Raw genomic sequence first — 24,976 nt, forward strand, 5'->3', positions numbered from 1 at the left:
TGTGATGCCGCTACGCGTCGATGCGTTTCCTGAGCCCTTCACCGGCAAACGGCATTTCGCGCAGGCGCTGGCCGGTCGCGTCGAAGATCGCGTTGGCCAGCGCGCCCGCGGTCGGGCCCATCGACGCCTCGGCCGCGCCGAGGAACGGTGCGCCCGGACGATTGATCAGATGCACCTTGATGCTTTGCGGTGCGGCGCCGAAGCGGAGAATCGGATAGCTGCTCCAGTCGAAGCTGCGCACGCGTTGCGTATCGTATTTCAATGCCTCGTACAGCGTCCAGCTCGCGGACTGGATGATGCCACCCTCGATCTGGTTGCGAATGCCGTCGGGCGATACGATCTGGCCGGCGTCGACGGCCGCTTCCGCACGTTCGAGCGTCACCTGGCCGGTTTCCGGAACGACCGACACCTCGACCGCGATCGCGACGTAGGCCATCAGGTTCTTGTATTTGCCGAACGCAAAGCCGACGCCGCGATTGCGTGCACGCGGCGGCCGCGGCCAGCCGAATTTGGTGGCGGCGAGCTGGATCACCTGGCTCGCGCGGTGATCCTGCATGTGGCGCAGCCTGAATTCGACCGGATCGACGCCGGCGGCGTGCGCGAGCTCGTCCATGAAGCTTTCGATCGCCCAGACGTTCGTGTGCGCGCCGAGCGAGCGCATCGCCGACGTCTGCAGCGGCATCGTCGGCGAGAAGTTGTTGACGATGTGCATGTTCGGCAGTGCGTAAAGCGGAATCGCGTTGCGATCGCCGCCGCCCTCGGGCTGCAGCATCGGCGTCGACGGCGCAGAGACGAACGGCGGCTCGAGCATGCGTGCGGGCAGCAGCCGGCCCGCATTGACGATGCGCTCGTTATGCGAGCTGCTCCACAGCGCGTAGTTCCAGTCGACGATGCGGCCGCTCGCGTCGAGCGACGCGCTGAGCTCGGTGATCATCGCCGGCGTGAAGTGGTCCCACGTATGTTCCTGCTCGCGCATCCACTGGACGCGAATCGGCTTGCCGGGCATCGCGGCCGCGATCAGCGCCGCATGCGCGGCCGCGTCGTCCGCACCGTTGTGCCCGTAGCAGCCGGAGCCCTCGGTGTGGATGCAGCGCACGTTCGCCTTCGGCATCGACAGCATCTCGGCGAGCGCGTCGCGCAGCGGATAAACGCCCTGCGAGTGCGTCCACACGGTCAGCGTACCGTTCTCGAGATGGGCGACCGAGCAGGACGGCCCGATCGAGCCGTGCAGCAGATAGTTCTTCAAAAACGTGGCGGAGAGCGTCTTCGTCGCCGGCGCGCTCGGCGCACGCGTGTTGGCGATCTCGATGCGCTGCGTCGCGATCCGCTTCAGGTCCGCGTGGACCGTCGCGCGATCGGGCAGCGCCCGGCCGGGCGACCAGCGGCAGCCGGCGGACAGCGCGCGCTGCGCGGCGACCGCCTGCCATTCGCCTTGCGCGACGACCGCGAGCATGCTGCCGTTGCGCACGATCCGCACGACACCCGGCATCTTCAGGATCGCGGCTTCGTCGAACGACAGCAGTGTCGCGTCGTACACCGGCGGCATCACGACGCGTGCATGCAGCATGCCGGGCAGGTCCATGTCCTGAACGTAGCTGACGCCGCCCGTGACCTTGTTCGGAATGTCCACACGCGGCAGCGACGTGCCGATCACGGCGAACGTGGCCGGCGGTTTCAGCGGCGACGTCGGCGTGGCGTTGCGGTGCAGGTCGACGGTACGCACCGCGTCGGCGTAGCGCATCGTGCGGCCGTCCGGCGCCTTGATGACGGCATCCGCGACGGTCAGCGTGCGCGGATCGACGCCGAACTGCTTCGCAGCGCCGTCGACCAGCAGCCCGCGCACCTGCGCGGCGGCGTTCAGCAACGCGGAGCCGCTGTCCGCCATCGTGTGGCTGCCGGCCGTCAGCCCTTCGTCGGGCGACGCGCCGGTGTCGGCGGTCAGGAACGTGATCAGCGAGGGCTTCATGTTCAGCTCCTCGGCGGCCACCTGCAGCAATGCGGTGCGCACGCCGGTGCCGAGCTCGACCTTGCCGGTAAACACGGTGACCTTGCCGTCGGGCGCGATCTTGATCCACGCGTCCAGCAGCGGGTTGGTCTTCAGGCTGCCGGCCAGCGTTTCGGTGGCCTTGGCGACGTGGACGGCGGCGCCTTCGTCCGCGATCACGACCTCGGCGAGCGCGCGCGCGGCCGGCGCGAGGGTGAACGCGACGAAGAGCGCACCGGAAACCATGAAGTGCCGGCGGCCTTCGTCGATGTCGTCGGGTGCGTTCATCAGATTTCCTTGTTGATCATGACGGGCGCGGCAGACGGTTCCGGCTCCGGCAGCCCGGCGACCTGGCGCACGGCCGCCAGGATCCGCATGTGGGTGCCGCAACGGCACAGGTTCGGTTCCATGTGCGTGCGCAGCTCGCGTTCGGTCGGCTTCGGGTTGCGTTCGAGCAGCGCCTGCGCGCGCATGATCATGCCCGCGATGCAATAACCGCACTGCGCCGCCTGATGATCGATGAACGCCTGCTGAAGCTTGCCCGGATGCTCTGCGGTGCCGAGGCTTTCGATGGTCCTGACGCGGCGCTCGCCGATCGCGGCCACCGGGATCAGGCACGAGAACATCGGCTTGTCGTCGACGATCACGGTGCACGCGCCGCATTGCCCGAGGCCGCAGCCGAACTTCGCGCCGTGCAGGTGAAGGTCGTTGCGCAGCGCGTAAAGCAGCGGCGTGGACGGATCGATGTCGAGCGTGTGCCGCACGCCATTCACGGTGAGGGTGATCATTGCGTGCGGTCCTCCTTTCTGAGCTTCGCGGCGAGGGTATCGATGCCGCTCCACGCGGGGCGATCGGAGTACGTCTCGCGGATGTATGCGGCGAGGTCCGCGATCTGCGCGTCGTCGTACTGGTCGAGGTAAGACGGCATGTAGTTCAGCGTGTCCTCGCCATGCCAGCCGATCCCGTTGAACATCATCTGGATCGCGTTGCGCGGCGTGTCGGCGGCGATCGCCGTGCTGAACGCGAGCGTCGGCCGCTCGCCGATCGACTGCATCGGCGATGCCGGCCCGTGGCACTGCGCGCACGACGCCTGGAACAGCACCGCGCCGCGCTGGCCGGCAGGTGTCGTCGCATGGCGTTCGGCGACGGTCGTCGCGGGCCGTGCGGCGGCCGGCTTCTGGATCGACAGGATATAGGCCGCGATGGCCTCGACATCCTCGACCGGCACCGTCGCGAGATCGCGCGTGACGGGCAGCATCGGTCCGGCGGCCGCGCCGTGCTCGCTCGCGCGGCCGGTGCGCAGGTACGTGACCAGTTGCGCTTGCGTCCACGGGTGGACCGCGTTGCCGAGCGTATTGAGCGGCGGGGCTTCCCAGCCGTCGACGATGCCGCCGTCGAACGCCTTGCCTGCTTCCTCGCCACCGATCGCGTTGAGCGGCGAATGGCACGACGCGCAGTGTCCGAGGCCGTCGACGAGCAGCTTGCCGCGATTCCATTGCGCGGATTGCGACGGGTCCGGCTGGTACGCGCCTTCGCGCAGGAACAGGATGTTCCAGAACGCGACCAGCGGCCGGAAGTTGAGCGGGAAGATCAGGTCGTTCGCCGGCGTCTTCGCTTGAACCGGTTCGCGTGTCATCAGGTACGCGTACGCGGCCGCGATGTCCTGGTCGGACATCCGCGTGAAGTGAATGTACGGAAAGGCCGGGTAGAGCGGATGGCCGTCGCGGGCGATGCCGCTGCGCAGCGCGCGCGCGAAGGCGGCCTGCGACCAGCGGCCGATGCCGGTGTCGGCATCCGGCGTGATGTTGGTCGCGTAGATCGTGCCGAACGGCGTCGCGAGCGGCAGCCCGCCGGCGAACGGCTTGCCGTCCTTCGCGGTGTGGCAGACGACGCAGTCGCCCAGCGCGACCACGCGTGCGCCGGCCTTGATCAGTTGCGGATCGAACGACGCGCGGGCCGGCGGATCGATCGGCGCGATCGACGGCCGATACATGATGCCGATCGCGGCCGCCAGGCCGATGATCGCGATGCCTGCCGCGCTGAACCAGAGTCGTTTGTGCTTCATGCGCGCTCCATGCGGACCGGTTCGTCCGGCGTCATTCGACAGGCGGGGCAATGGACGGCGCGTCGGCCGCGTGCGTTCTCGTGACGATTGCACGCGGTACCGCAGATCCGGTTGCCGAGTCGGACGGACCCACATGTGCGGCCCGGCGTGCGTGCGCTCGCGACGTGCGGTCCGGTCGGCGCCGCCGGCTGGCGGTGCGGCATCGCCGATCGATTCGGCCATGTCGGGCCTGCTCGGCGGCAGCGATTCGCGGCGGAGATCATGTCGTTACTCCAGGGATGGGGGCCGCGCGCGGGCCGTGGCCGGCGCGCTCGTTGGTGGAGGCAGTCTACGCGGGCGCCGACGCCATTTCCTGAAGCTGCGCTGAAACGTTCTGAACGGGCGCACGAACCGTTCCGGCGCTTGCGTTCATGCGTCAGCGCGGCGTGCCGAGACCGAACGCCGCGGCAAGTTGCGGACCCTTGTCGAGCAGCGACGTCACTTCCTCGCGCCGCCGCGTCGACCATTGCGCGAGGCGCGCGATGACGTCGGTCGCGTGTGCCGGCAGCGCTTCGGCGAGCGACACGGCATCGCTCGCCGCCTTCGACGTGCCGGACGCCGTATGGGGGCGCACGGTACAGGCCGCGTCGCCGATCAGCGCGACGCGGCCGTCGACGAAGCCGGGGCTCAATGCGTCGAAAATCGCCTGGTTGAATGGCGCGCGCGTCGCGAGCACCAGTTGCGACAGGGAGGCAGGCAGCCGTTCGCCGGCGAGTTGCCGCAGCGTCGCGACGGTGTCGTCGGCAAGCTGCCCCGGATGCACGGACGCGTGATGGACGTTGCCGTTCCGATCGGTCAGGTGGCGGCGCAGCGCGTCGGGATCGGCTTCGTTGCGATACCACAGCCAGTTGAAGCGGCGCGCGCCCGGCGCGAGCGAGCCGTCGAGCGCGGGAATCAGGAACGCCATGAACAGCTCGCCCGGCGCCTTGTGCAGCGTCATGTTCTCGATCAGCGACTCGATCGCGGCGGCGTCGAAATCGGCTTCGTCGACGATGCCGCGCCACGCGAGGTAACCGGCAAACGATGGCGTATAGCCGGGGAAGATGCGCGCGCGCAGGTTCGAACCGGAACCGTCGGCGGCAATCAGCACATCCGCGCGAATGCGTTCGTCGTCCACGTGTACGTCGACACCGTCCGCGTCCTGGTCGAAACCGGTGACCGTGCGGCCGTAGTGGATGCGCCCGCGCGGCAGCGTCTCGCACAGCGAGCGATAGACGGCGTCCCACGACGAGAAGGGCAGCATCTCGGGTTCGTCGCGCGTGACGATGCCGTCGCGATCGATCCAGCGCCGCCGATGCGTCGGCACGCTGATCATCTGGCGGCAATGGCGTCCATGCTGTTCGAGAAACGCCATCATGCGTCGCAGCACGGCCACGCCGCCGCCCTGGCCGCGCAGCGGCGTGCGCGAACGCTCGCAGACCGTGACGTCGTGCCCGATGCAATCGAGCGTCAGCGCGGCCGCGAGGCCGGCGATCGAACCGCCTGCAATGACTATCTTCATCGTGCGTGACTCCCGTGTTCGAATCGCAGCGTGCATTGCCGGCCGGCTTTCGTGATGCGTGGCGTCGCACGCCAGTCCTCACGGTTCGCCGGATGATGCCATGTCCGGCAACGGGCTGCGCCGAGCGTGCAGGCGTCGTCGGACGCCCACGCAACGCCGGTCGGAACGTTCGCGCTAGATTCTCAGCAGCTTGCCCGCGTTGCCGCCGAGGATCATCGAACGCTGTTCCGCCGTCAGGTCGAGGCGGTCGAGAAAGCGGACCGGTTGCTCGTAACCCATGTCGAAACAGTAGTCGCTGCCGAGCACGAGCCGGTCGACCCCGACGTTCTCCATCAGGAAGTTCAGCACGGGGCCCGAATGAGACACCGTGTCGTAGCTGAAGCGTCGCAGGTAGCTGCTGGGCCTTTGCGCGAGCCGGCGCGTTTCGGGGCGGGCGGTCCAACCCGCGTCGAGGCGCCCGACGAGGATCGGCAACGCGCCACCCGCGTGCGGCAGCGTGACGTGCAGGGTCGGGTGGCGGTCGAGCACGCCGCCCAGGATCAGGTGCGAGCCCGCGATCGCCGTATCGAACGGATTGCCGAGCAGGTTGCTCAGGTAGAAATCGCCGAGCCGCGCGCCGCCGACCGTTTGCTGCGGATGCAGAAACACGGGCAGGCCCAGTTGCTCGATGCGTGCGAACACCGGCGCGAACAGCGGATCGTCGAGATCGCGGTTGTCGATGTTGGTGCCCATGTACACCCCGCGCACGCCCGGCAACTGCGCCGCGCGCTCGAGTTCGTCGATCGCATCGGTGGCGTTCAGCATCGGCAGCGTCGCGAGGACGACGAAACGCGTCGGGTGCCGCTGGTAGACGCGCGACGCGGCCGAATTCCAGTCGCGTGCGAGCTTCGCGTTGAACGGCCGGTCGCCCCAGTACGCCATCGGCACGCTGAGCGACAGCGCCTGGACGTCGACGCCGGATGCGTCCATGTCCTTGAGCCGCGCGTCGACGTCGATGAACTTCATCGGCAGCGGCCCGAGGCCGCCGGCGGGCGTCCGGAACGTGAACGACGCATCGTCGCACGTGAACGCGCCGCCGAAGCGCTTGCCTTCGCCGCCGACCAGGTCGCAAAAGCTCTCCGGGTAGTAGTGCGCGTGGATGTCGATCGAACGGGGCCGGTGCGGCGGCACGGCGGCAGGTGCGCTCGCGGTGTCGGCCGCCGATGCGGGGCGTCCGGCGACGGCCGTACCGGCGAGCGCGGCAAACGCGCCGAGCAGGCGGCGCCGCGCCGGCGACATGCAGCAGGTGCAATTCAACATGGTGTCTCTCATGGGGTGTCGATTTTTCGGATCGCGCGGCTCAGCCGCGTTGCGTCATGCCCATTTCGCATGCGACGAGCTGCGTGTCGAACTGCGCGCGCTCTCGTTGCGCACGGGCCGAGCGATCGGTGACGGAGAACAGGACGACGCCGGCGAACGCCGCCGCCATCGAGAACAGTGCCGGATATTCGTACGGATAGACCGCGTGCGCATGACCGAGCACCTGCACCCAGACGGTCGGGCTCAGCACGGTCAGCGTGACGGCGGTCGCGAGCCCGGTCAGGCCGCCCAGCACCGCGCCGCGCGTCGTCAGGCCGCGCCAGTAGATCGAGAGCAGCAGCACGGGAAAATTCGAGCTTGCCGCGATCGAGAACGTGAGGCTGACGATGAACGCGATGTTCTGCTTCTCGAACGCGATGCCGAGCAGGATCGCGAGCACGCCGAGTACCAGGGTCGTCCCGCGGGCCACGCGCATTTCCTCACGATCGGACGCCTGACCGCGACGCAGCACGTTCGCATAGAGGTCGTGCGAGATCGCCGACGAACCCGCGAGCGTCAGTCCGGCGACCACGGCCAGAATGGTCGAGAACGCGACCGCGCAGATGAAACCGAGGAACACGTTGCCGCCGACCGCATGCGCGAGATGGATCGCCACCATGTTCGCGCCGCCCGCGATCGCGCCGGACGCGTCGTGGTATTGCGGGTCCGACGCCACGAGCGCGATGGTGCCGAAGCCGATGATGACGATCAGCACGTAGCCGGCGCCGACGATGCCGGTCGCATAGAGGATGCTCTTGCGGGCCGCCTTGACGTCGCCGACCGTGAAGAAGCGCATCCGGATGTGCGGCAGGCCCGCCGTGCCGAAGATCAGCGCGAGGCCGAGCGACACGGCCGAGACCGGATCGGATACCAGGCCGCCGGGGCGCATGATCGCCGCGTGTTTCGGATGGACGAGAATCGCCTGCGCGAACAGCGCATCGAGGCTGAAGCCGAAACGGCTCAGCACCATGATCGCCATGAAGGCCGCACCGGCGAGCAGCAGCACAGCCTTGATGATCTGGATCCAGGTCGTCGCCAGCATCCCGCCGAAGAACACGTAGACGACCATCAGCACGCCGACGAACAGCACCGCGACGGTGTAGTTCAGGCCGAACAGCAGCTCGACCAGCTTGCCGGCGCCGACCATCTGCGACACGAGATACAGCAGCACGATGACGATCGAGCTCGAGGCCGCGAACGCGCGGATCGGCCGTTGCCGGAGGCGATAGGACACGACGTCGGCGAGCGTGTACTTGCCGAGGTTACGCAGCGGCTCGGCGATCAGGAACAAGATGATCGGCCAGCTCGCGAGAAAGCCGACCGAATAGATCAGGCCGTCGTAGCCGCTCGTGAACACCAGCGCGGAGATGCCGAGCAGCGACGCCGCCGACATGTAGTCGCCGGCGATCGCCCAGCCGTTCTGGAACGCGGTGATCTTGCCGCCCGCGGCGTAGTGGTCGGCCACGCTGTGGTTCTTGCGCGCCGCCCAGCGCGTGATGAAAAGCGTCGACGCGACGAACAGCAGGAACATGCCGATCGCGACCGGATTGTGCCCGTGCGCCAGCGTCGCGGGGCCGGCCGCGAATGCCGGTGCCGCGCCGGCGGCGACGACGAAGAAGATCGATGCGAGGAGCAGGCGTTTCATTGATCGCCTCCGTGACGAATGGACGTGACGATCGTGTCGTACACCGAATTGGCCCGATACACGTAAAGCGCGACCAGTGCGAACGTGGCGACGAACATGCCGAACCCGATCGGGATGCCCCATGGCGTAGGCCGGTCCGGCACGATCGGCTGTCCGAGCAGCGTCGGCGAGAACGCCAGCGTCAGGATGAACGCGAAATAGAGGGTGAGCATGACGAGTGTCAGCGACCAGGCGAACAGCCTTCTGCGCCTGACGAGATCGCGAAAGCGGGCATCGCGCAGCAGCGGATGCGTGGCCTGCGCCGGCGCGTCCAGGTCGGGCGCGGTGCCGGCGGCAGCCGGAATGGGGTGGTTCACGGTGTCTCCTTGTGGTTTCGGTATCCGGGCCGGGCAACGGGCAGAGGGCGCCGCGCGTCGCGCACGCCGCGCCCGTGCCCGCTCAGAAACGCGGCGGAACGGCGGTTTCCCGCATCACGACTTCCGGCGTGCGATAGCGCTCGGCCATTGCGCGTTCGGTGTCGTTCTTCAGTTGCGCCTGCATGTAGGCGCCGAGGTGGCGCGCGTGCTGCACGATCGCGGCACCGAATGCCGTGCGCGTTTCGCTGTATTCGCACAGCGCGTCGAGCGTGTCGGTGCGCGTGGCGAGCGCCGTGACGAGCGCGAGCGCATCGCCGGCGGCTTTCGTGACACCCATTCCGCAATGCGGCCGTGCGACGAACGCGGCGTCGCCGAGCAGCGCGATCCGGCCGAACGCCATGTTCGGCACTTCGAGGTCGTAGATCGGCTGGAACAGCGGTTGCGTCGCGCGCGCCACGACCTCGGCGAACTGCGGCGCAAGCAGCGCGTGCGCCGCGTCTTCCAGCTCGGCGAGGACGTCGCGCCGGATCAGCGTCGGTGGAATGCCGCCCGCCCACAGCTTGCCGGTCTCGTCGGTCAGCAGGTTCGGCAGGTCGGACGCTTCGCGAGTCGCGCGATACCAGACGAAGTTGTAGCGGCGCTCGCCGGGTTTCGTGCTGTTGCCCTGGCCGGCGACCGGATAGCCGAGGATCTGCTCGTGCGGCGGCAGGCCGAACGCGAATTTATCGAACAGTGTCGCGTGGGTCGCGTCCGACAGATCGGCTTCGTCGACCAGCCCGCGCCAGGCGACGTAGCCCGCGTACTGCAACTGCGCATCCGGCAGGAATTTCTCGCGGATCGCGGAGCGGAATCCGTCGGCCGCGATCACGAGATCGGCATGCACGACCGAGCCGTCGGACAGCGTGACCGATGCGCGATCCGGTCCGTCCGCGACATCGGTGACGACGCCGCCCGAGTGGTAATGCTGGTCGGGCAGCGCGGCGCGCAGCACGTGGTACATCTTGCTCCACGCGGTGAGCGTCTGCGGCAGCGTGCGTTCCGACTCCACGGTGCCGTCCGCGGCCAGCGTGATGCGCGATTCGACCTTCACGCCGATCGATGCGTCGATGCGCACGCCCGCGGCGAGCATCACGTCGAACAGTTCCGGGTGCGTGACGATGCCGGCGCCGCGGCCCGAGAGCGCCTCGGGCACGCGTTCGAACACATCCACGTCCCAGCCGTTGCGCAGCAGCAGATTCGCGGCAAACAGGCCGCCCAGCGAACCGCCGATGATGGCGGCCTTGCGATTCGTCGAAGTGCGGTTGTTCATGTCAGTCTCCGTGGGTGCCGCCGGCCGTTGCAGCGGCGGCGGGAAGTGTCAGGCAGGCGACCTCGGCGGCAGGGAAGTTGAGCTCGATCGTCACGCCGGACGGATCCTCGATGAAGACCTGGTGCAGCCCGAGGCTCGGCACCGTGCGGTCGCGCCACGCGATGTTTTCGGCACGCAGCGTGTCCCACATCGCCTCGACGCCGGTCGCGAGGAACGCGATGTGGTCGACGGTTCCGGTGCCCGTTGCGGGAAGATCCTTGTCGCCGAGATAGGCCGCGAGTCCGTCGGGGTTCGCCGGATCGACGCCGATGATGTGGACCGTGCCGAAATCGGCTTCGTCGCCGCCCTTGTAGAGCCATGCGCCGGGAAAGTCGAACGGCGGGCGATAGCCGCGTTTGAAGCCGAGCACACGTTCGTAGAAGCGGCACGATTTCTCGAGATCGAGCGTGCGGATCGAGTAGTGCGCGAGTCTGGAGACTGGCATGGCGGACCTCTTGTTTATCGAGAGATAAGTTATCGTTCGATAAATACTAGTCGAAAAAAGCGGTGAGAAAAAGCCGCAATCGAATCGTGTTAACCCTAGGCCCGAAACGGTGTCGGATGCCGGTGCGCGGTGCGCTACGTCGCGATCTCGCCGGCCATGACGTCGTCCGCATAGCACCAGACCCAGCGCTCGCCGGGCTCGATCGAACGCGCCAGTGGGTGAGTCGTTTCGTGGAAGTGACGGCTGGCGTGGCGATTCGGCGACGAGTCGCAGCAGCCGACGTGCCCGCAGGTCTGGCACAGGCGCAAATGCACCCACCGGCTGCCGGACTTCACGCATTCCTCGCAGTAGTCCTTATCGGTGGTCAGGATGCGTGCTTCACCGAGATGGGTGCAGGTCGTGGCCATCTTCCGCTCCGATGCCGGCGCCGGAGATCGCTCGCGGCGCGGCCGGCGCGAAGCTGCGAGCGGGGTTGGATACGGTTCATTGTGGACGGTCGCGTCGCGAGCGGACCTTAATTCTTGTTAAGCGTGTCGGCCCGGAGGGCAGGGAGGACGTACAGTCACGAGTGCGGCCGGTGCGACATCCGGCCGGGATCCGACATGGCGATCTTCGGGAGGCGCTTATGACTCAGTCGCAGCATGTCAAGGTAATCGGCTTGCCGAACAGCAAGGAGGCCTACGCAATCCGCGACTTCCTGAAGCGCCGCGTGCTCGCCCCCTTCGTCATCGCGTCGTTGAAACCGGCAGCCGGAACGTCAGTACGGTGCCGTTCCCGTCGCGCGGCGCGGCTTCGAGCGTGCCGCCATGCGCTTCGACGATCGATCGGCAGATCGCGAGGCCCATCCCCATGCCGTGCGATTTCGTCGTGAAGAACGGATCGAAGATCCGGTTCGCGATCTCGGCATCGATACCGGCGCCGCGGTCGGCGACGGAGACGACCGCGTAACCGTCGCCGACGTGCGACGCGATCTCGAGTTCGCACGTTGCGGCCAGTCCGTCCATCGCGTCGAGCGCGTTGGTGACCAGGTTCAGGATCACCTGCTGGATCTGGGTGCGATCGGCCATCACGCGGATGTCGTTGCAATGCAGGTCGACGCACAGCGCGACCTGCTTCGCGTCGATTTCGGTCGCGGTGAGGTGCAGCATGTCGCGAATCAGGTCGTCGATCGCGAGTGGCGCCAGCGCGGGCGGTGCCTGGCGCGCGAGCGATCGCAACGCGCGGACGATGTCGGCCGCCCGCACGCCGGATGCACGAATGTCCTCGAGGCTCGCGAGCGCTTCGCCGAGATCGGGCTGCGTGCCGCGCAGCCAGCGCATGCACGCGCCGACGCTCGACACGATGCTCGTCAGCGGCTGATTGATCTCGTGCGCGATCGATGCGGCCAGTTCGCCCATCACCGTCATGTGCGCGGTGCGCGCGAGCTCGGTTCGTGCATGCCGCAGCGCGGCCTCGGTCTCGAGCCGGCGCGCGTTCTCGTCGATCAGTTCCGCATAGAGCCGGGCGGATTCGAGCGCATTGGCCGCTTGCGGCGCGAGCACTTCCAGCATCGCGATGCGCCGCGGCGAAAACACGCCGTTGGTCAACGTATTCTCGAGATACAGCACGCCGATCAGCGCACCCTGCTTCAACAGCGGCAGGCAGAACAGCGAGCGCGTCGGATGCGCGCGCAGGCTGTCGGCGTGGTCGGGCATGCCTTCGCGCTGCGCGTTCGCGAGCACGACCGGCTTGCGGGTCCGGGCGACGGTGTTCAGGATCGACAGCGGGACATCCTGCTCGGTCGGTTCGCCGCGGGCAATATCGACGATCACGTCGCTGCCGACGACGCGCGCGGTCGCCTCGATCGTCAGCCGGTCGTGCCGGGCGAGCAGCAGCAGGCCATAGCGTGCGCCGGCGTAGACGATCATGTTGCGCATCAGTGTCTGGATCAGGCGCTCCAGCACGATTTCTTCGGATAGCGAATGGGCCGCGCGCATCGCGAGCGCGAAATCGAGATCTTCGCGCGCGGGCAGAGCGGGGCCGCCCGGTGACGGGTCCATCACGAGGAACGGATGCTGCGCTTCCATCGCCTGCGCCTTGCCGGTCGCGCCCCAGCGCCGGTAGCACGCATGGGCGAGCCGCAATTGGTGGCGCGCGGGACCGGCGAGCCCGAGCGACGTGGCGTGATGCGCGGCCAGTTCGTGCGCGAGCGCCTGTTCGTGCACGAAACCGTGTTCCGCCGCGAGGCTGGCCGACGCCTCGTACTGCTGCATCGCGACGATATGGTCGCCGCGCACGCGCGCGAATTCGGCATCGATCAGCGCGAGCTTGTTGCGGAACGTCGCCGGATTGCGTTCGCTCCACGCGGCGAAGCGGGCGCGTTGCGGCGCATGGCGTTCGAGCAGCCGCTCGGGCGGCGTGGCGCCGCGGTCGCTCGCGATGCCGGCCAGTACGCCGAACAGGTGGAAGTCGGACAGCATGATGTGCGCGGGCGTCGACCACGCGCTCGAAGCGGCTGCCTCGAGCGACGCACGCGCCGCGTCCGCGTCGCCGAAAATGAAGGCCGCCTGGCCGGCGAGCACGTCGGTCCAGAACTGCAGGACCGACATCGGTGTCTTCGTCGACGGCCGGGCACGCCAGGAGCCGATCGGCCGGTGGTAGCCGAGCTGCAGCGCGTCGATGAATTCGGACTGGGTGGACACGAGATCGACGATGTCGTCGTAACGCGCGCCGCGTGCGATCTGCAGCAGCGGATCGATCTCGTCGCGGATCGCCGGCAGTGCTTCGCCCATCGAGAGCAGATCGCTGACGATATGGTTGCAGCTGTAGCACATCCAGCGCAGCTCGGCGCTCGCATTGCCCGCCGCTTTCGCATCGCGTGCGCGTTCGAGTGCGTAGGACAGCGGCTGGGTCCAGACGCTCACCTGGTCGAGCGCAATCAGCGTCGCGGAGCGGTAGCGCTCGAAGCCGTGGCGATTCACCAGTGCGAGCGCGACCTTTGCGAATTCGAAGCCGTCTTCATACGCGTCGTGATGCCCGATGATGCTGACGCCGTACCACGCAAGCCCCTGCACCGACGCGGCGGTGATGCCGTGGCGCAGGGTCAGCCGGACCATCGTCGCGAAATGCAGCAACATCAGCCCGCCGCTCGGATAGAACATCGCGGCTTCGAGTGCGGTCAGCAGCGCCATCGTGGCTTCGACGCGCGTATCGGTCATCACGGGCAGGTCGACGAGGTCGCGGATGGCGCGGCCGTCGAGGGCTTCCCGCACGGCGTCGCAGGCTGCCGCGAGATCGGCTTCGGCCGGCTCGGCCGGCAGTTCCACGCCGAGCAGCGCCAGCCCGGCCAGCGCGACGTCGACGGCCTGCCGGTAGCGCGACTCCACCGTGAGCTGCGCGGCCTTCAGCCGGTGCGCCTCGGCACGATCGGCCGGCGTGCGCGTACGCGCCATGAGCTCGTCGATCGCGTCGGATGCCTGCGCGGTTTCGCCGATCGCGAGCAGCAGGCCGCTGCGCAGGATGCCGATCCGGCTCGCGAGACCGTAGTGCTGCGACCACGCATGAGGACCGAGCAGCGCTTGCGCGGACGCGAGAAACGACAGCGCGCGATCGCGCGCGGCGGCGGGGGCCGCCGCCTCTGCGGCGGCGACCAGGGCATCCGCGAAAGCGAGCGCGAGCACGCCGTCGAGCGGCGCGGTTTTCGCCTGCTCGATCTGGGTGGCGAGTTCCAGCAGGGATTCGGTCGACCGCGCGTTCGCGCGGCCGAGCATCGCGGCGGCGATCCGGGCGTGGGACTGCGCGCGCTCCGCGCGCCCGGCAAGCGCGTGGACGGCTTCGAGGATGCGGTCGTGAACGAAGCGCCAGCGGTTGCCGGAGAGCGACACGAGCCCCGCCTGGCGCGCGGGGTCCAGCCAGAAACGGAGTTCGGCCCACGTCTTGCCGGCGGCGGCGCACAACAGCGCGTCGTCGGCGTCGGTGCCGATATAGGCCAGCAGCGACAGCAGCGTTCTCGATTCAGGCGGCAACCGCTGCATCCGGATCGCGAGCAGGCTCACGACGTTCTCGGTCGGGTGGTGCGCGTCGATGTCCGACGCACGCCACTGCCACGTTTGCCGCATCGGGTCGTAGCCGAGGAGCTGCTCGTCGATCAGCGTGCGCAGCAGGTGCTGGATGTGGAACGGATTGCCGCCCGTCCTGCGGTGAACGATGTCGCCGAGCCCCGACAGCCGGGCCGGCGCCTCCCCGAGCATGCCGGCCAGCATGTGCGTGACGTCGGGTGCGTCGAGCGGCGCCAGCGTCAAGGCCGACAGGCGGACGGGGTCGAGCTGTTGCAGGAAGCGGCGGAACGCCGGTGTGTGATCGTGTTGCGGCCCGCTTCGATAACCGGCCACGATGCAGAAATTGGCCGGCGGATCGACCGCGATCGACGCAAGAAACGCGAGCGTCGCGTCGTCTGCCCACTGGATGTCGTCCAGCGCCATGACCAGCGGTTCGGCCGGCGCCGCGAACGCACGGAAGGCATTCACGACGATCTGGCACAGATGAAATTCCGGAATCGCATCGGTATGGTCGAACGCGACGGGCTCGACATCGAGCAGCCACGCAATCTCCGGGAGGATGCCGGACAGCAGGCTGGCCTGACGGCCCACACAGTCGCGCAGCCGCGCGGCGATCGCCGCGATTTCGTCGTCGGGCCTGGCCAGCGCGCTGCCGAACAGCGCGCGCAATGCTTGCAGCACGGGCGCGTAGGGCCGTGCGGGCTGGAATTGATCGACCTTCGCCGACGTGCACCAGGCCGTGCGCCGCGCCGCGCGCGCATGGCGCATGAAGTCCTCCGCCAGTGCGGTCTTGCCGACGCCGGCCGGCCCGTCGATCAGGACGATGGCCGTTTCGCCGGTTCGCGATACGGCCGCCAGCACCGCCTCGAGCCGGCGGGATTCGGCTTCGCGGCCGACCAGCTGATCGGGCGCGCGCAAGCCGGCGAGCGGATCGCTGCCGCCGAGCGCGAACGGCTCGACGCGGCCTGCGGCCAGCCAGTCGCGCCGGATACGTTCGAGATCGTGCTGCACCGTTTCGCAGGACGGGTAGCGATCGGCGGGCTCCTTGGCGATCAGTTTCAGGATCAGGTCGCTCAGGACGGCAGGCAGGTCGTCGCGAAAGGTCGTGGCCGTCGCCGGCTGCATGGCGACATGCGCGTGGACCCATTCGGACGTCGACGTGGCCTTGTATGGCATCGCGCCCGTCAGCAGGCGGAACAGCGTGATGCCGAACGCGTACAGGTCGGAACGCTCGTCGACGCATGAGCCGTCGGAGACTTCGGGCGCCGCGTAGGCCGCGAAATCGGTGCGCATCGTACTCGCCACGGCGCGTTCCGTCCGACGGTCCCACGCATGGGCGAACGAGCGGAGCATCACCGTGCCGTCCGGTGCGATGACGAAACTGGCCGGTTGCAGATCGCCATGCAGCCAGCCGCGCCGATGAAGCTCCCCGAGCGTGCGCGCGGCCTGGATCGCCGCGTCGAGAAAGACGTCGAGCGGCAGCCGCCCGTCCGCCAGCGTGTCGAAGCCGCGCACGTCCGGGCGGGGATAGACGAGCACCGGGCCGTCCGCGGCGCGGATCAGCGCAACCGGCATGAGCGCCCACGCCGGCTCCAGCGCTTCGTTCAATGCGTATTCGTGCTCGAATTGCCGGCAGCGCTGGTCGGATTCCCACCCGGTCTGGCACGCGGACCACACCTGCCCCGTTGCTGCGTCGGTCAGGTCGAACCACAGCACGTCGCCCGATCGGACGGCATTCGACAGGCGGGCGCGCGCCAGCCAGTCGGCATCCATTCGCTTCGTGTCGTCCGGGGCGCGCAAGGGTTGGTTCACGGTAGGGGCAGGTTCGGTGGAGCAGGGTGTAACCGGCGCGTCATACGAAATCGGCCGGGCTGGATTGCGCACGTTCGGGCGGCGGCCCGTGCATTGTCCATCAGCCCGACGAACTCTGCAGTACCCCCCGCGCACCATTCCCGACGACCGAGCCGGCCGGTACCCGACTAAACCTATAGATAATGGCCGGCGCGCCTGCCACGCCATACGATAGGTTCAAGCCTCCCGACACGCATCGATGCGTGTCCGGCGGGCCGAACAGGGGGTGTCGCCTCGCGAGGCGGCGCAAGGTGCGGAGCAGCATAAGCGAGTGCGGATCATGTACACGTTCGGGCGGGTGACGGTTTCCCTTGAGTGCCGCGAAGTCTGCGTCGACGGGCAGCCCCGGTATATCGGCGCCCGGGCATTCGAGATTCTCGAGCTGCTGGTGAAGGCGGCCGGCAGGCTCGTGTCGAAGGACGAGATCATGCAAGCGGTGTGGCCGAACACGATCGTGGTCGAGAACAACATCCAGGTGCACGTCTCGACGCTGCGCAAGCTGTTCGGCGGCAAGCACGGGTGGATACGAACCGAATCGGGCCGCGGCTATCGGCTCGCGCCGCCGGCCGACCTGGCCTATGCGGACCGTCAGCCGGACCGGGTCGAGCCGGCGCGCGGCGCCCGCGCGGGCACCGCCCCGCGCAAATGTCCGCTGATCGGCCGCGAGCAGGAAGCGGCCGAACTGCACGCGCTGCTCGAGCGCGAGGCGCTCGTGACGCTGGTCGGCCCCGGCGGCGTCGGCAAGACGCATCTCGCGCTGGAGGTGGCGACGGCCTGGTCGGCGGTGCGCGGCATCGAGATGGTCCGGATCGATCTTGCCGGCTGGCAGGGCGGCGCGACGCTGGAGTCCGCGGTGCTGGACGCGCTCGACCTGCCGCTCGGCCCGGCCGCCGGGCCGGCCGACGTCGTGCGCGCGATCGCCGCGCAGCGCGTCATGCTGGTGCTCGATAACGCCGAGCAGCATGTCGACGAACTGGCGGACCTCTGCGAAGCGATCGCGGAGGCGAATGCCGGCACGATACTCGTCGTGACCAGCCGCGAACCGCTGCGTGTCGCCGGCGAGCGCGTTTATCGCGTCGGGCCGCTGCCCGTGCCGCCGGCCGGCGCGAACGACGGCGAGATCGTCGCGTGCGGTGCGGTGCGAATGTTTCTGGCCCGGGCGCGCGCGATGGGCACCGACATCCCCGCGGATGCGAAGACGCTGGACGCGATCGCGACCATCTGCCGCCGCCTGAGCGGCCTGCCGCTCGCGCTCGAGCTCGGCGCGGCCCGCGTCGCGTTGCTCGGGATCCAGGGGCTGGCAGCCGATCTCGACAAGTCTGTCCTGTCGTTGTCCGGCGGCCTGCGTACGGCGCATCCGCGCCAGCAGAACCTCAGGGCCACCATCGAATGGAGCTATCGGCTGCTCGACGATGCGGAGCGCACCGTGCTGTGCCGCCTCGCGGTGTTTCCGGATGCGTTCCGGCTCGATGCGGCGTGCGCGCTGGCCGCCTGCGACGAACTGGGTGCTGCCCGCGTGCTCGACTGCCTGGTCAGCCTTGCATCGAAATCGCTGCTGGTCGTCCATTCGGTTGGACTCTCGAAGCATTATTCGCTGCTCGAGGTCGTGCGTGCGTATGCGCTCGAGAAGCTGGCGGAGTCGGGCGAAGCCGGCCGCCTGCATGCCCGGTGTGCGTCCTTCGTCGGCGAGGCGCGCGCGGAGACGCTGCCGCCGGCGCAGGCGACGTCCGTGCAACCGCTGCTGGCGGCACGGTCGTGGGCGTGACACACGGGTTGTGCGCGCGTGGCGCGCAGCGGTAACGCCGTCCGACGCGGCGTAAGCTGCATGGCGATGTTCTGGATTGACAAAATTTTCAGGTTCTCATTTCATGGCCATTGTTTGCATCATCGATGACGATGCGTCGGTCCGTAAGAGTCTTGCCAGCCTGCTGAAATCGGCTGGCCATACCGCATTGCCGTTCGCGTCGGGCGAGGAATTCCTCGCGGCCGGCCCGCTGGACGACGTGGTTTGCGTGCTGGTCGATCTGAAGATGAAGGGGATGAGCGGTCTCGACGTCCAGCGTCTGCTGGTCCAGCGCAAGGCGACGCTTCCGGTCATCTTCATGTCGGCGCACGGCGACGACGAGTCGGTCCGTCGCGCGCTTGCGCAAGGCGCGGTCGCGTTCTTGCGCAAGCCGTTTCCATCGGACGATATGCTCAACCTGATCGATCACATCGCATCCGGCGCGCCGCCTGCGTGAGCGGTGGCCCGTCGACCGGCCGCGCCGCAGGCGGCGCGGCGGTTCCGGTCGGCCTTTTCTTAGTTTATCATTCGATAATGAAGCGGATGCCTACACAGGAAATGCAATGGCGAGCACGCCGGATATGACGTCGATCGGCAACCGGGGCGGGGGCGACTCCGCCCCGATCGTCTATGTGGTCGACGACGACGAAACGCTGCGGCGCGCGTTGAGCTCGCTGTTGCGTTCGGCGGGATGGCGCGTCGAGACGTTTGCGTCGTCGCGGGCGTTTCTTGCGTTCGAGCGGCCTGCCGTGCCGAGTTGCCTGATCCTCGACGTGCGTCTCGCCGACGAGAGCGGGCTGGCCCTTCAGGAGGAAGCGGTGCGAGCGGGCCTGAACGTGCCGATCCTGTTCATGACCGGTTACGGCGACGTGGCCACGACGGTCAAGGCGATGAAAGGCGGCGCGCTCGACTTCCTGACGAAGCCGTTCGACGACGATGCGATGCTCGATGCCGTCGGTCACGCACTGGCCCGCGATGGCGAGCGCCTCGCGCGCGACCGTGCGCTGGACGCGGTGCGCGCGGCCTATGCGTCGTTGACGCCACGCGAACGAGAAGTGATGAGCCTGGTGGTCGCTGGCCTGATGAACAAGCAGATCGCAGCGAATCTCGGGCTGCAGGAAATCACGGTGAAGGTGCATCGGGCCCAGGTCATGAAGAAGATGCAGGTCCGCACGCTGCCGGATCTCGTGCGGCAAGCCGAGGCGCTGGGCGTGGGGCCGGCCGGCGCGCGCGACTGAGCGGGACGGCCGATCGTTCGACGCAACGGCGCCGGCTTCGACGCGGTGCGCCCGGCCGGGACGATGCGGACGACGGCATTCATGCGGCCACTTCGCTGTCGGCATCCGCGGTGTGCGTGACGGCGCGCGCGTCGTGTCGCGCTGCCGGCCGGGCATCGGGGTTGTCGTCGAACGCCGCGACGAGATGTTCGGCGAGCGTTCTGATGCGCGCGGGCAGGTTCCGGCGCGAGTGATAGAGCAGCGATGCGTCGAGGTCACCGACCTGCCAGTCGGGCAGCAGGCGAACGAGTGCGCCGTCGCGCTCGAGCGGCCGCGCGAGATGCTCCGGAAGCACGGCGAAGCCGGTGCCGCGGGCTGTCGCGAGAATCAGCGCATCGAGGCAGTTCGAGCGGATCGCGCCGGCCAGTCGTATCTCGGCGCTCGCGCCGGTACGTCGGTGCCGCAGCGGCCATACCGAGCCGCTACCCGGTTTGCCGCCGCGCGCATCCATGCGTTCGAGCGCCTGTGGCGAGTCGGTTGCCCCACCTGCGGCGCGATACCGCGGGCTCGCGTAAAGGCCCATCGGGATGCGCCCAAGGCGCCGCTCGATGCACGTCAGGCTCGACGTGCGTTCCGTGACGATCGAGAGATCCGTTTCACCGCTCAGGGCCGCGCTCGGGTGATCGACCCAGTCGACCCGGATTCGCGCGAGCGGATGCTGCCGATTGAAATCGGCCAGGGCCGGCACCAGGCGATCGACGCCGAACAGGTTCGACACCTCGATCGAGATGTCGCCGTCCATCTCGCTGGCATTGGCGTGACAGCAATCCGAAAAGTGCTCGTATTGCTCCAGCAACGCGCGCGCCTGCTCGAGCACGTCTTCGCCGACGCGCGTCAGCGTCACCTTGCGCGTCGTACGGTGAAACAGCAGCACGCCGAGCGACGTTTCCAGGCACCGGATCGCGCGGCTGATGCAGGGAACGCCGAGCCGATGGGCTTCGGCGGCTTTCGTGAAGCTGCCTTGTTCGGCAACCGTCTTGAGTATCTCGAGCGTTTTCAGGCGATCCATGACATGTCTCGCTTCGGTGAATTCGGACATGACCAATTTATGCGGCACGCCGGCGCCAGGCAACGCAAAAAACGTTAGGTAAGCTTAAGAGTGATATGAAAATACGTGAGGCCGTTTGAACCGAGGCAGCGGGCGCGTTGATGTTTTTTCAGAACCGGTCTTCGCGATTCGCGACGTTCGCCGGTTTCGCTGCAGGCGGCGCCCATCCGCCGCCCAGCGCGCGCACGAGATCGACCGTCGCGATGGCGAGTGCCTGGCGGCTATGAATCAGCTGGCGTTGCGCGGTCAGTGCGTCCCGGTCCGCGTCGATGACCTCGAGATAACTGACGTAGCCATGCCCGTAACGGTTCAGCGACAACCGCGCCGCTGCTTCGGTGGCGCGGGCCGCGCTGTCGTAGCGCACGATCCGCTCCTTCTGCGCGGCGATGTCGTTGAGCGCATCCTGGACCTCGCGCAACGCACTCAGCGCGGTGGCGCGATAGTTCGCGTCGGCGAGTGCCGCGCCGGCCGTCGCGGCGGCCACCGCGGCCTCGCGCTTGCCGCCGTCGAACACCGTTTCGGCCACGCTCGCGCCGAGGCCCCACAGGGAACTGTTGCGGTCGAGAAACGTGTGGAGGTCGCGGCTGGCGAATCCACCCTGGGCGGTCAGCGTCAAGGTCGGAAGCCACGCGGTGCGGGCGACGCCGATTTCGAGCGACGCCGCGTCGACGCGGCGCGCCGCCGCATAGACGTCCGGGCGTTGCGCGAGCAGCGCGGACGGCAGACCGGGCGGCACTTCCGGCACGCGCATGGCGGACGCGGTCGGCGCGACCGCGAAGGCGGTTGGCGACACACCCGTCAGCACGGCGAGCGCATCGACGAGGTTTTCGCGCAGCCGCCGGCTGTCCGCGAAATCGGCGCGAGCCGTATCGAGATCGGCCGCCGCACGCAGCGCGTCGAGATCGCTTGCCGCGCCGGCCCGCACGCGCGCGGCGATCACGTCGAGCGCGGTGCGTCGCAGCTCGATCGCGCGGGCGAGCGTCGCGAGATCCTGCTCGACGAAATGGAGCGTCAGGTAGTCGCTCGCGACATCCGTCGCGACGCGTAGTCGAACGGCTGCACGATCCGCGTCGGCCTGCAGCACGTTCTGCCTGCCGATCTCCGCATCGCCACGCAGGCGCCCCCACAGATCGACTTCATAGCTGGCGTTGAACGGCACCGACCAGTTGTGCATCGTGCGTTTCGGCAATGCGTTGTCGACCGTGCCGGATACGCGCGAGCGGCTGAACGACGGATCGACGCCGACGGTTGGCGCCAGTGCGGCTTCGCGCACACCGAGCAGCGCCTGCGCCTGGTCGACGCGCGCCGCGGCGGCGCGGATGTCCTGATTGCCGGCGAGCGCGGCATCGACGAGCGCGACGAGTGGCGGATCGCCGAACGATGCGGGCCATTCGACGAGCGAGGGTGCGAGTTCGCCAGGCGCGCCAGCATGGCGGAACCGGTCGGAGCCGACCGCGACGGGAGCGAGCGGCTGCGGCGCGATCGTGCACGCGCTCAGCAGGCCGGCGGCGAGCAGGGCGGCGAGGCGGGTCATGGCTGCGTGCGGCTGCGTTGCAGCGAGACGATGACCGACAGGCCGGGCCGAATACGCGGCTCGGTCGACGCCGGACCGTCCAGCAGGATCTTGACGGGCACCCGCTGCGTGACCTTCGTGAAGTTGCCGGTCGCGTTGTCGGGCGGCAACAGCGAGAATTGCCCGCCGGTCGCGGGCGACAGGCTGTCGACGTGTCCGCTGAAGGTCCGGTCCGGCAGCGCGTCGAAGCGCAACTGCACGACGTCGCCGGTGCGCACATGCCGAAGCTGGGTTTCGCGGAAGTTCGCAACCACCCACGGGTGCGGTTCGACGACCGTGAGCAGTGCCTGACCGGGTGCGACATGCTCGCCGGTCTCGACCGTCTTCTTGCCGACGTAGCCGTCCGACGGCGCCACGACGGTCGTGTACTGACGCTGCAGCTCCGCATCGCGCAACTCGGCGTCGTTCTGGTTCGACACGGCATCGGCGGCCTGCCGCGCGGCCTGCGCGCTGCGCTGCTGCGCTTCGGCCGCGTCGATGCGCGCGCGGGCGGACTTGCGCGCCGCGTTGGCGGCATCGAATTCCTGCTGCGACAATCCGCGCGGGGTTTCGCGGGTCAGTTCGCGTGCCCGTGCGTAGTCGAGCTCGGCCTTCTCGGCGTCCGCGCGTGCCGACACGAGCGCCGCGTCGGCTTGCTCGACCAGCGCCTTCGCGCGGCTTGCATCGGAGTGCGCTTGTGCGACGCGGGCGCGCTGCAGCGCGACGCGCACGTCGAAATCGCGCGGATCGAGCTGCACGAGCGGGTCGCCCGCATGCACGAACCGGTTGTCGTCCACCAGCACGCGCTCGACCGTGCCGGCCACGCGCGGCGAGATCACGTGCAGGTGGCTTGTCACGTACGCGTCGTCGGTGCCGCGGTCATGCGCGTCGAATTCATAGACCAGCAGCGCGACGAGCAGCAGCGCGCATCCGGCGATCAATACGACCGGCCACTTGCGCGAGCGCGCGGGGGAGGTGGGCGGCACGTCCGGCGAGTTCGTGGTCACGATCGGGATACTCCATGGAACAGACGGGATTCGTCACATCGCGCTATGCTTGCGCGAGCCTTTTGTGCGGGAGCCGCTCGACGATGAACACCACGTTCGCCCCCGGTGGCACGACACCGGCGCCGGCCGCAGCGCCGGCCTCCGACATACCGACGTTTCGTTCGATCGCCGCGATCGCGGCGGTGCTGCTCGGCGCGATCATTTCGACCTTGACGTCGCGCATCACGTCGCTCGGGCTCGCCGACGTGCGCGGCGCGCTCGGCGTCGGTTTCGACGAGGGCGCGTGGATCAACACCGCGTTCATCGCATCGCAGATGTTCGTCGGGCCGCTCGCGATCGCGGCGGCCTTCGTGTTCGGCACGCGTCGCGTGCTGCTGGCGGGTGCCGCGGTATTCCTGGTCGTCGAAAGCGTGCTGCCGCTGTGCACGAATTTCGGCACGTTCATCGTGCTCCAGAGCGTGGCCGGTTTCGCGTCCGGCGTGTTCGTGCCGCTGACCGTCGGATTCGTCGTCCGCACGCTGCCGCCACGGCTGATTCCGTTCGGCATCGCCGCGTATGCGATGAACCTCGAGATGTCGCTCAACCTCTCGGCGACGCTCGAAGGGTGGTACAGCGAACACCTGAGCTGGCGCTGGCTGTTCTGGCAGAACGCGCTGCTGACCGTGCCGTTCATCGTCTGCCTGATGCTGTCGCTGTCCACCGAGCCGATCAAGCGCCTCGCGTCCGGCATCGACGCGCGCGGCATGCTGCTCGGCGCCGGCGGGTTCGCGTGCCTGTGCGTCGCGCTCGATCAGGGCGAGCGGCTGTTCTGGTTCCAGTCGCCGCTGATCGTCGCGCTGCTGTGCATCGGCGTCGTGATGGTGGCCGCGTTCCTGATCCACGAACTGGCGTCGCGACGGGCCGGGCTCGATCTCGGTTACCTCGCGCTGCCCAACGTCGCGTTGCTGATCCTGCTCGTCGGCCTCGTGCGCTTTACCGTGCTCAACACGAGCTTCATTCCGTCGGCGTTTCTCGCGAGTACCTACGGGCTGCGCCCGCTGCAGATCGGCGACACGCTGCGCTGGATCGCGATGCCGCAACTGCTGTTCGCGCCGTGCGTGGCGTGGCTGCTGCAACGCGTCGATCCGCGCCGGCTGATCGTGGCTGGCTTTGCGATGGTGGCGGTCGCGTTCGCGCTCGGCGCGCAACTCACGCCCGTCTGGGCCGAACCCGACTTCATCCCGTCGCAACTGCTTCAGGCATTGGGTCAGACGATGGCGCTCACGTCGGTCGTGTTCTTCTTCGGCAAGCACGTGACGGCCGAGCACGCGCTGACGTTCGGCGCCGTCGTGCAGACGACGCGCCTGCTGAGCGGGCAACTCGGCACGACGTCGATCGCGGTGATCCAGCGCATCATGGAGGCTACCCATTCGAATCTCGTCGGTCTGCATGTCACGCTGTCGGATCCGCAAACGCTGGAGCGCTTGCGAGCCGGCGCGGCGGCGCTCGTGTCGCACGGCGCGACCTTCGCGACCGGCGACCAGGCGGCCTATGTGTTGCTCGATCGGGCCGTCCGCGTCCAGGCGACGACGCTCGCACTCGCAGACAATTTCCGTGTCGCGATGGTTCTCGCGGTCGCGGGGGCGCTGATCGGCATGCTGCTCAGGCCGGCGCGTGCGCCGTAAGCGCCCGACGCCGGATCGGCGGATATCCTGCATCGA

The 24,976-nt window shown here is 68.4% G+C and carries 18 protein-coding genes; 4 read left to right on the forward strand and 14 right to left on the reverse strand.

Going from position 1 to position 24,976, the window contains the following annotated elements; translation table 11 throughout:
* Window positions 1-10 precede the first annotated feature (10 nt).
* From ACT2FV_RS11795 to ACT2FV_RS11845, 11 genes are all read right to left on the reverse strand, one after another.
* On the reverse strand, window positions 11-2,272 hold the full coding sequence (locus ACT2FV_RS11795) for a molybdopterin cofactor-binding domain-containing protein (RefSeq protein WP_444503936.1): 2,262 nt from the start codon (window positions 2,270-2,272) through the stop codon (window positions 11-13).
* A complete protein-coding gene (locus ACT2FV_RS11800; protein WP_059606119.1) occupies window positions 2,272-2,772 on the reverse strand; it encodes a (2Fe-2S)-binding protein in 501 nt (166 codons plus the stop codon). The genes ACT2FV_RS11795 and ACT2FV_RS11800 overlap by 1 nt, the downstream gene beginning before the upstream one ends.
* Window positions 2,769-4,049: a c-type cytochrome gene (locus ACT2FV_RS11805; protein ID WP_444503937.1), complete on the reverse strand. Its 1,281-nt coding sequence runs from the start codon at window positions 4,047-4,049 to the stop codon at window positions 2,769-2,771. The genes ACT2FV_RS11800 and ACT2FV_RS11805 overlap by 4 nt, the downstream gene beginning before the upstream one ends.
* A 415-nt stretch (window positions 4,050-4,464) precedes the next feature.
* On the reverse strand, window positions 4,465-5,589 hold the full coding sequence (locus ACT2FV_RS11810) for an FAD binding domain-containing protein (RefSeq protein ID WP_444503938.1): 1,125 nt from the start codon (window positions 5,587-5,589) through the stop codon (window positions 4,465-4,467).
* A gap of 174 nt (window positions 5,590-5,763) precedes the next feature.
* A complete protein-coding gene (locus ACT2FV_RS11815; protein ID WP_175817133.1) occupies window positions 5,764-6,888 on the reverse strand; it encodes an amidohydrolase family protein in 1,125 nt (374 codons plus the stop codon).
* Window positions 6,889-6,928: 40 nt separating this feature from the next.
* Entirely contained in the window at window positions 6,929-8,572 is a 1,644-nt protein-coding gene (locus tag ACT2FV_RS11820) for a cation acetate symporter (protein ID WP_444503939.1), read from the reverse strand.
* Window positions 8,569-8,928, reverse strand: a complete 360-nt coding sequence (locus ACT2FV_RS11825; protein WP_444503940.1) for a DUF485 domain-containing protein — start codon at window positions 8,926-8,928, stop codon at window positions 8,569-8,571. The genes ACT2FV_RS11820 and ACT2FV_RS11825 overlap by 4 nt, the downstream gene beginning before the upstream one ends.
* Before the next feature lie 82 nt (window positions 8,929-9,010).
* The gene (locus ACT2FV_RS11830) at window positions 9,011-10,237 is read right to left on the reverse strand and encodes an FAD binding domain-containing protein (protein ID WP_444503941.1); all 1,227 of its coding nucleotides are present in this window, start codon (window positions 10,235-10,237) and stop codon (window positions 9,011-9,013) included.
* A 1-nt stretch (window position 10,238) separates the two neighbouring features.
* Entirely contained in the window at window positions 10,239-10,721 is a 483-nt protein-coding gene (locus tag ACT2FV_RS11835; protein WP_444503942.1) for a VOC family protein, read from the reverse strand.
* A gap of 134 nt (window positions 10,722-10,855) precedes the next feature.
* Entirely contained in the window at window positions 10,856-11,128 is a 273-nt protein-coding gene (locus ACT2FV_RS11840) for a ubiquitin carboxyl-terminal hydrolase 14 (RefSeq protein WP_444503943.1), read from the reverse strand.
* A gap of 318 nt (window positions 11,129-11,446) precedes the next feature.
* Window positions 11,447-16,531: a trifunctional serine/threonine-protein kinase/ATP-binding protein/sensor histidine kinase gene (locus ACT2FV_RS11845; protein WP_444503944.1), complete on the reverse strand. Its 5,085-nt coding sequence runs from the start codon at window positions 16,529-16,531 to the stop codon at window positions 11,447-11,449.
* Window positions 16,532-16,889: 358 nt separating this feature from the next.
* Between ACT2FV_RS11845 and ACT2FV_RS11850 the strand changes: the two genes are divergently transcribed.
* The 3 genes from ACT2FV_RS11850 to ACT2FV_RS11860 all read left to right on the forward strand — a co-directional run bounded on the left by ACT2FV_RS11850 (window position 16,890) and on the right by ACT2FV_RS11860 (window position 19,630).
* The gene (locus ACT2FV_RS11850) at window positions 16,890-18,374 is read left to right on the forward strand and encodes a winged helix-turn-helix domain-containing protein (protein WP_185715869.1); all 1,485 of its coding nucleotides are present in this window, start codon (window positions 16,890-16,892) and stop codon (window positions 18,372-18,374) included.
* A 103-nt stretch (window positions 18,375-18,477) separates the two neighbouring features.
* Complete coding sequence (locus tag ACT2FV_RS11855; RefSeq protein ID WP_124627258.1) at window positions 18,478-18,849, forward strand: response regulator transcription factor; 372 nt, start codon at window positions 18,478-18,480, stop codon at window positions 18,847-18,849.
* A 106-nt stretch (window positions 18,850-18,955) separates the two neighbouring features.
* Window positions 18,956-19,630, forward strand: coding sequence for a response regulator transcription factor (locus ACT2FV_RS11860; protein WP_124627256.1), 675 nt, complete (start codon window positions 18,956-18,958; stop codon window positions 19,628-19,630).
* Window positions 19,631-19,709: 79 nt separating this feature from the next.
* On the opposite strand, the gene ACT2FV_RS11865 is transcribed toward ACT2FV_RS11860, so the two are convergent.
* The 3 genes from ACT2FV_RS11865 to ACT2FV_RS11875 form a co-directional block, all read right to left on the reverse strand.
* Window positions 19,710-20,678, reverse strand: coding sequence for a LysR family transcriptional regulator (locus ACT2FV_RS11865; RefSeq protein ID WP_444503945.1), 969 nt, complete (start codon window positions 20,676-20,678; stop codon window positions 19,710-19,712).
* A gap of 148 nt (window positions 20,679-20,826) precedes the next feature.
* Window positions 20,827-22,251 carry an efflux transporter outer membrane subunit gene (locus tag ACT2FV_RS11870; protein WP_444503946.1) on the reverse strand — a complete coding sequence of 475 codons (1,425 nt, stop codon included), beginning with the start codon at window positions 22,249-22,251 and terminating at the stop codon, window positions 20,827-20,829.
* Window positions 22,248-23,276 carry an HlyD family secretion protein gene (locus tag ACT2FV_RS11875; protein WP_444503947.1) on the reverse strand — a complete coding sequence of 343 codons (1,029 nt, stop codon included), beginning with the start codon at window positions 23,274-23,276 and terminating at the stop codon, window positions 22,248-22,250. Before ACT2FV_RS11875 ends, ACT2FV_RS11870 begins: the two co-directional genes overlap by 4 nt.
* A gap of 83 nt (window positions 23,277-23,359) precedes the next feature.
* Here ACT2FV_RS11875 and ACT2FV_RS11880 point away from each other — a divergent pair, with 83 nt between their 5' ends.
* On the forward strand, window positions 23,360-24,940 hold the full coding sequence (locus ACT2FV_RS11880; protein WP_444503948.1) for an MFS transporter: 1,581 nt from the start codon (window positions 23,360-23,362) through the stop codon (window positions 24,938-24,940).
* The last annotated feature ends 36 nt before the right edge of the window (window positions 24,941-24,976 follow it).

The organism is Burkholderia sp. PR2 (assembly GCF_052372875.1).
Classification (GTDB): Bacteria; Pseudomonadota; Gammaproteobacteria; order Burkholderiales; family Burkholderiaceae; genus Burkholderia; species Burkholderia diffusa.